Source organism: Mycobacterium sp., from assembly GCF_035570115.1.
In the GTDB taxonomy this organism is placed as follows: Bacteria; Actinomycetota; Actinomycetes; order Mycobacteriales; family Mycobacteriaceae; genus Mycobacterium.
This window is the reverse complement of sequence record NZ_DATMLH010000057.1, coordinates 1-7,625: the sequence shown is the minus strand read 5'-3', so window position 1 is coordinate 7,625 and position 7,625 is coordinate 1. Positions and strand designations below refer to the sequence as shown.

The window sequence follows — 7,625 nt, the reverse complement described above, 5'->3', positions numbered from 1 at the left end:
ATCTGGCCATCATGCAGGATTGCGCCAACACCGTGGTGGGCGTGTGGTCGGAAAATAGCCTGGATCGCAGCGTCGTGGTGGCCGTCTACGGACAGCAACCGCTGCCACCCCCGACAATGCCCGCAGGACAGGACCCCTCGGTGGCCAGCCTCGCCACGGCCGACCAGCCGACCCCACCTGGGGGCATTCCCGACTACGACGGCAGCGACGAACTCGAATACGGCCTCAACTGGTGGGCCTGGATTCTGCGCGGCGTCTATCCCCCACCGGCTCAACCATCGGGGTAGCCGCAGTTATCGATCACAGTTGACCCTCGACGTTGTCGTGACGGCGTCGTTGCAGAGCTGTACTTACCCCTGGAAAGAGCTGGAATACGCTGTGCGGTAAACGAAGTCGGCCAGCGTGATCGCTGGATTCGCGGAGACCTTCTCGACATAGGGGCTCGCGTCGCCACAGACTAAGGCGACGTCGCCGGACTCAATCCTCGTTGATAGGTCGATCTCATGAAAGCGCATCGACGAGAGGTTGTGGTGCAAATCCATCGGCTTACGCCTACGGAGGTTCGAATCCTGGACCTGCAATGACGCGCCGACTACATGAGGTGGCGATGCACCTCGAATGCGAGGCACAGCTCTGCGAGATCGCGTGGGCGCGACAGGGAACGCCCGGTCCGCTCCGCGATTCGGTGCAGCCGGTAGCGCACGGTGTTGGGGTGACAGAACAACACCTCGCCGACGGCTCGCGGCGAGCCGTCGTTCTCCACCCAGACCCGAAACGTCTCGAACAAGGTCTCCCGGTCCTCATCGGCAAGTTCGGCGAAGCAGTCGATGATCGGGGCCACCAGTTTGACCATCACATCCGGGGCACTGACCGCGGCACAGCCAAGGATCGAGCCGTCGAACACCCTGACCGGGTGCTCGGGATCAAACCGGCCGCGCAGCACGACGCGGGCGTAGTGCAATGCCTCGGCGGTTTCTCGCAGATTATCGAAGCGAGGGCTGACTCCCACCCGGTTCTTGGCCATCCGAGACACCAGCGCCAACAGCTCCGCAACGTGTTTCTCGGTCTTGACGTGCACTATCCCGACGTGCAGATCAGGAAGCAGCCGCCAAGCGGAGTACAGGTCTATGCCGCGAAGCTTCGACTCGATCTGCGGCAGCGCTTCCCGGCCGACTCCCTCAACCTCGGCCGCGATCACCACGTACGGCCCGCCGCCGGGTAACTGAAGATAAGCCGCGGCTTCCCACAGGCTCCGTTGCTCGAACAGTCGGCCATGCAAAAGGGAGTCGATGACAACACAGCGTTCGGAGCCGTCCGTCGGGAGCAGACCGCTGTCTTCCTCGCCGTGAGACAGCGCCCTTGCTGCGCTGTGCAATGCCTCGCCGTTCAGATGTGTCCTACTCGCCGGTTCGGCAACGATCGCCTCTCACACCTCGCGGAAGACTAATTGCCAAGCGAGTGACGATCCGCTTGGGTCGGTACGGCCAGCAATAGGCATTGTCGGTGCTGAGGTGCTCACCTGCCCATCATCGGCGGGCAAGGTAAGCGGATCAATGCGCATGACACCCACGACTTTGTGTCAGACTCTCAGTCGTGGATGTCTTTCAGGATCATCTAAGCCGTGCCCGTGCCACCGGCGGAGCCTTTGCGAAATCCTCGGCGTGCCCACCATGGGGGTTGCGCCTGGCCGGCACCATCCAGCTGGCCATCCACGCCGTCGTGAAGGGCAGCGCCTGGCTTTGGCTCGATGATGCCGACTCAGCCGTCGAGTTGCGGCCAGGAGCCGTCGCGCTGGTCCGCGGCGGGCCCGACCATCACATCGCACATGAACCCGCCGCCCCATGCGATGATCACGACTCGTTTGGCGAGCAGCACGCAAGCGATGACCCCGATGACCCACGCACATCGGTATTCCTCTGCGGCGCTTACCAGTTCGTCGGCGATGTGACCCCGGCTCTCATCGAGTCGCTACCACAGATCCTCATCCTGGAGGCGGCGGCCGGGGATGCGCTGCACGACTCGGTCACGGCGCTTTCCCACGAACTGGGTGCCGACTCCCCCGGTCAGCAGATCGTCCTCGACCGGCTCCTTGACGTGATCCTGGTTCTGGCGATCCGCGCCGGACTTCGGCAGAGCGACGCCGCGCCTGGCTGGTACCACGCGCTGCGGGACCCGCGCTTGAAGGCTGCGCTGGAAGCCATCCACAACGACCCGGCCCATCAATGGACGGTGCCCGAGCTGGCTGCGATCAGCGGCGTGAGCCGCGCCACGTTCGCGCGGATCTTTCCGACTGTCCTCGGCCAGACACCGATGCAGTATCTGACCGATTGGCGCATGGCCCTGGCGCGCGACCTCCTCCTCGCCGGCCGGGCCACGCTGCACCAAATCGCTGCTCGCACTGGCTATCAGTCGCCATACGCGTTCGCCGCGGCCTTCCGCCGCCACCATGACCTCCCACCCGGGCGGTGGCGTCAGCATCGGGCCGTGGCGCTGCCGCGTGTGTCTAACCGAGCATTGGGCGTCTGATCCGCGGACCGCTGCGAGGCCTCACAAGTGGCTGAAGTTGATCGAGCAACCGCTCGCCTCAGGGGACACACGCGCGTCCTTCTCGCGGTCGACTGTCCAAGATGAGCGTCCCACACAAATAATTGAGCGCTTCGATCATTGATACGCTTTGGGCGAAGCGGCGAATATGGTCTCGTGAACAACATCAAAGATCGCCCGGTTCTGGTGTTGGGCGCCACCGGCAGGACCGGCTCGCGCGTGGCCGCTACGCTCTCACAGCAGGGAATCGGCGTGCGAACCGCCGGACGGCATGACACCGACGTCCAGTTCGACTGGGACGACCCCACGACCCACGCGACTGCGCTCGACGGTATCGGCGCTATCTACCTGCTCTCGCCGGTCATGCGCACGGACTACGCCCCGATCGTCTCCAAATTCCTCGACGAGGCCGAGCGCGCCGGGGTCGGCCATGTCACCTACCTCAGCGCCTACGGCATGGGGCACGCCCCCGCCGAGGTCCCGATCCGTGCGGTCGAACTCGACCTGCTGTCGCGTTCGGCGCTGACCCACTCGTTCGTCCGGCCCGCGTGGTTCATGCAGAACTTCAGCGAGAGCTTCCTCGTGCCCCTCAACGACGCGATCGCCGTGCCCAACGGCGACGGCGCAGAGGCCTTCGTCGACGCCGACGACATCGCGTCCGTGGTGGCCGCCACGTTGGCCGACCCTGCGGCACATGCCGGCAAGTCCTACGAGCTGACGGGCCCCGAAGCTCTGACTGTCGCGCAAGCGGCGGAGATCATTTCCGACGCGGTCGGACGCACCATCACCTACGTCCCCATTGACCAGGATGCGTGGATCGCGGCGATGGTCGACGCCGGCGTGCCGCAGGACTACACGGAGATTTTGCGACTGCTGACCTCAACGGTGGCCAGTGGCAACGGATCACGACCCAACGGCGACGTTCAGACCGTCACAGGTCGGCCGCCGATCAGCTTCGCTGAGTTCGCGGCCAAGGTGCCGCCTGGCTGGGGATAATTCCACCACCACAAAAAAGTGAAAACGAGCAATCAGCGCCGCGATTGCGAACCATAGGGATTACGCCGCGATCGCCCCGTTATCACGACCTGCGCGATATAATATCGCGGAGTTATCGGTAATACGGGCGAAGCGAAGGAAATGACCGTGGCTACAGCTGCCTACAAAGTGATCCAGTGGGGTACCGGCGGCGTGGGCGTCTGGGCCTTGCGGCAGGTACTGGATGCTCCCGATCTCGAACTAGTCGGCGTCAAATGCGCTACCGACGCCAAGGCCGGCGTCGACGCAGGCAGCATCGCCGGACGCGATCCGGTAGGTGTGGCGGCGACGAAGAACGCCGATGAGCTCGTGGCGGTGGACGCTGACGTCGTACTCTTCATGCCGCGCGTCTCGCTGAAGGACCCCACCATTCCGGGGAGCCCCGGCGCAGCGTGGGTGGACGAGGTGATACCGATCCTGGCTAGTGGCAAGAACGTAGTCAGCTCGATCGCGACCGGGATCCACTACCGCCAACTCGCCGACGGGGACTCGCTCGTCGCCCGGCTCAACGCTGCTTGCGCACAGGGTAATTCGAGCATCTTCTTCACCGGTGTCGATCCGGGATTCGTCAGCGATGCACTCGCCATCGCATTGACAAGTTCGGTGGCAGACATTGCTCAAGTGCGTACATGGGAGTTCATCGACTATGCGAACTACCCTGTCCCGGAGGTCATGAACGAACTCGGGTTCGGCATGCGACCCGACCAACTCGATGTAACGATGGTCGAATCGCTGCGCGCGTCGTGGGGGTGCGCGCCATGGCTCATCGCCGAGAGCCTCGGTGTCGAACTGGACGAGATTCGCCTCGACACCGATTTCTACCTGTCCCCACGGACATTCACCGTGCCCGGCGGAACGAAGATACAAGAGGGGACGATCGGCGCGACCCGGTGGACGATGACGGGGGTTGTCGAAGGCCAGCCCCGTATTTTGATCAACCACGTCAACAGGATGGGCGCCGACATGGCACCCCTGTGGCCCAGCATCGGCGATAAGGGTGGATACCGCGTCGAGCTCGATGCCACTCCGCCCTACCACGGTGACTTTCCGCTCGGTCAAGCCGGAGGAACCGGCACCGCATTGGACGACGCAGTCATCATGACGGCCGCCCGCTGCGTCAACGCCATAGCCACCGTCGTCGAATCGTCACCGGGCTACAAGACACTCAAAGACCTACGGTCATTCGGCGCTCGGCACGGGCTGCGCCGCAGCGCGAAGGCCCCACGATAAGCGCCCGGGCGACCAGCGGGCGGTTGGACGGCAAGGTCGCGATCATCACCGGCGCCGGAGGCGGCCTTGGCAGGTCGACGGCGCGTGCGTTCGCACGTGAGGGCGCGCGGGTCGTCATCTGCGGCCGGACTCTGTCGAAGCTAAACGAGACCGCCGCGCTGATCGCCGACAACGGCGCACCGGCGACGGTCGCCGCCGGCGACGTCAGCAAGCCCCAAGATGTCGATCGCATTGTGCAATCCGCTCTGGACACCCACGGCAGGATCGACGCGCTAGTCAACAACGCCGCGGTCTTGAGTAGCCAACGAGAATCAGAGGCGGGCTCGATGGGCACCACGATGGAGATCACTTGCGACGACTGGTCCGAGGTGATCGACATCAACCTCAAATCAGCCTTTCTAACCTGCAAGCGCGTCCTTCCGGTCATGCACGCCCAAGGTGGCGGCAGCGTTGTCAACATCTCGTCGATCGCCGGCATCCAGGGATTCCCCATCACCCATCACTACAACGTGTCCAAAGCCGGGCTGTCGGCATTCACCAAGAGCTTGGCCGTCTCCTACGGCGCGTACAACATTCGCGTCAACGCCGTCCTGCTTGGCGGCTTCGCCTCGCCGGGAGTCGAGCGTCTCCTCCCGCAGTTCCAGCCGTTGCTTGATGACCCGAAGATGCGCTACCTGTGGTCACCGCTGGGCCGCCTGGCCACCAGCGACGAGATCGCGCCGACGATCGCCTTTCTTTGCAGTGACGACGCGTCCTACATCCACGGCGCCGACATCGTGGTCGACGGTGGCCAGTCGATCGGTGCGTTGCCCAACTTCGGCCCGCCCGAGAACTCGCCGTTCGGCCCGGCGGCGTAGCTAACCCGGCGGCTACTGCATCGGCCAGCACAAGCGGCCGCTTCGTCGGACCACCAGCCACCTGGTCCCCAGATTGGACACATGGGGCGACAGGCACTGAAGAGAACCGCACGTATCGACGCGCGATTTGGCTACCCCCGCTGCTCGGCAGCGGGGACGGATCGATGCAGTTCGGCTGGCGCAGCCGTCCCAAACCCGCGAACATCGATTGGCGGCATCGTCACCAATCGGTAGCCCGGGAGGTACGCGAGCGTATCTGCTCATCGGCTAGCCGCTGCTTTCGGGGTGTTTTGTGCTCGAATTCATCTGTGCAGCGACCGATATGGTTGAGCAATTTTCTGGTTGCGCCGGCCGGCGGAGTGCTTCCGCCGAGCCAGATCGCCCGAAGGTCTCGGCGCAGATCCACATCAGAGATCATGATTTCCTTGAGGCGCCCGGCTTGCAGGTCGTCTGCTACGGCGAGCCGACTCATCGCGGCAGGCCCGGCGCCCGCGAGGACCGCAGCGCGCACAGCGCCCGCGGATGGTAATTCAAGTACGGGCGGCGCTTGTTGCACCTCCACGCCCAACGCTCGGCGCAACGCCACAGCGAGCGAATCACGGATGCCTGCTCGGGGTTCCCGACACACTAGCGATGTTTGTGCCAATTCGAGCGCGCTAACGGCGTGCGACCGCCTCGCCCACTCGTGGTTTGGGGACACGACGACGACCAACTCATCAGTGCTCACTACGCAGTGGCTTAACCCTTCCGGCGGTTCTGGAGTCTCCACGAATCCGAGATCGACGGCACCGTCACGCACCAACGCCGTCGCCTGAGCGCTGTTAGCCGCGGCCAGATCGATTCTGGGCACCGTTTCGTTGCGCCGGGATGCCGCCGAGCGCAACGACAACAGCCAATGAGGCATTAGGTACTCAACTATCGTCGGGCTGGCCACCACCGTGAGCCGCTGAGTGCCTTCATTTCGCAACGAGCCAAGCGCTGTGTCGATGTCGTGGGCTACCTCGAGCAGGTGTGAAGCCCACTCGGCGAGAGATGTGCCTGCCGGAGTGATCCGCGATCCGCGCGTAGTTCGAATAGCTAGTGTCACACCGGTTTTGGCTTCCAATGCAGCCAACCTTCTAGAGACGGCCTGCTGGGTGAGTCCCAATTCGCGAGCAGCGCCACCCAGGCTTCCCGTCTGCGCGATCGCAACGAAGACCTCCAACGAGTCGAGGTCGGGCATGTGAGCGCTGAGCACCATAATAACTGCATAGAAGCATATCTAGCTTGTGGCTTGCTGAGAGTTTGCTGCCAGCGTCAGACTCGCTGCCATTGATGTCACACCTAAACCGCTTGACGTCACAACACATAACGGTGCACTAAGCAGACGCCGGGGTATTTCCCGGACACTGGCGACGCTCACGTCACATCCAAACCGGTTGATGCCACAACACATAGCCCTCTACCGGACCGCCGCCGAGAAGCGGACGATCAAAGAAAGTGATTCGACATAAAGGACACAGCAAACATGTGTGCACTGCACTCGCTGGTTCGCCCAACCGAACGTCGGTCCCTAGCGACACAACTCAGCTCACGCCGCTACAGCGCCGTCGGCGGATTCAATCCCCCCGCGCGGATCATCTTCCGCCAGAAAGAAAGTCCCCGTGAACCTGTAATGAATTACTATCAGCCAACTCTCACGACGTCAATCGCTGTTCTCGTCGTCCGGCGTGTGGCGGGCCAATAATGTGCTTCGCACGAGTGCCGCCGGAAATCAACTCGGGACGGATGTTCAACGGCGCCGGCTCGGGGTCCATGGTGCAGGCCGCCGAAGCGTGGGGCCAGCTGGCTGCCAGCTTGCGTGAGACGTCGGCGTACTGCCGCGCGGTGACCGTGCAGCTGTCTCAAGGGTGGCAGGGCACGGTGGCGGTCGCGGTCACCTACAAGATGGCGGGCTACCTGGGGTGGCTGGATATCGCC

The 7,625-nt window shown here is 63.6% G+C and carries 6 protein-coding genes and 2 pseudogenes; 6 read left to right on the top strand and 2 right to left on the bottom strand.

Annotated elements, in window-relative coordinates; translation table 11 throughout:
* Nucleotides 1–287 (top strand): annotated as a pseudogene (locus VNW74_RS04230) (CAP domain-containing protein); the annotation flags it as partial.
* Nucleotides 288–592: 305 nt separating this feature from the next.
* On the opposite strand, the gene VNW74_RS04225 reads toward VNW74_RS04230, so the two are convergent.
* Nucleotides 593–1,375, bottom strand: coding sequence for a helix-turn-helix domain-containing protein (locus tag VNW74_RS04225; protein WP_325675353.1), 783 nt, complete (start codon nt 1,373–1,375; stop codon nt 593–595).
* A 218-nt stretch (nt 1,376–1,593) separates the two neighbouring features.
* On the opposite strand from VNW74_RS04225, the gene VNW74_RS04220 reads away from it, so the two are divergent.
* From VNW74_RS04220 to VNW74_RS04205, 4 genes are all read left to right on the top strand, one after another.
* Nucleotides 1,594–2,526, top strand: a complete 933-nt coding sequence (locus VNW74_RS04220; protein ID WP_325675352.1) for an AraC family transcriptional regulator — start codon at nt 1,594–1,596, stop codon at nt 2,524–2,526.
* 174 nt (nt 2,527–2,700) lie between these two features.
* The gene (locus VNW74_RS04215; protein ID WP_325675351.1) at nt 2,701–3,540 is read left to right on the top strand and encodes an NmrA family NAD(P)-binding protein; all 840 of its coding nucleotides are present in this window, start codon (nt 2,701–2,703) and stop codon (nt 3,538–3,540) included.
* Nucleotides 3,541–3,687: 147 nt separating this feature from the next.
* Entirely contained in the window at nt 3,688–4,809 is a 1,122-nt protein-coding gene (locus VNW74_RS04210) for a hypothetical protein (RefSeq protein ID WP_325675350.1), read from the top strand.
* 23 nt (nt 4,810–4,832) lie between these two features.
* A complete protein-coding gene (locus VNW74_RS04205) occupies nt 4,833–5,666 on the top strand; it encodes an SDR family NAD(P)-dependent oxidoreductase (protein ID WP_325675349.1) in 834 nt (277 codons plus the stop codon).
* Between the two features lie 319 nt (nt 5,667–5,985).
* Here the strand turns inward: VNW74_RS04205 and VNW74_RS04200 are convergent.
* Nucleotides 5,986–6,906: pseudogene (locus VNW74_RS04200) on the bottom strand (LysR family transcriptional regulator); the annotation flags it as partial.
* Between the two features lie 485 nt (nt 6,907–7,391).
* Between VNW74_RS04200 and VNW74_RS04195 the strand changes: the two are divergent.
* Nucleotides 7,392–7,625, top strand: a 234-nt coding sequence (locus VNW74_RS04195) for a PPE domain-containing protein (RefSeq protein WP_325675348.1), incomplete at its 3' end; no start/stop codon positions are given.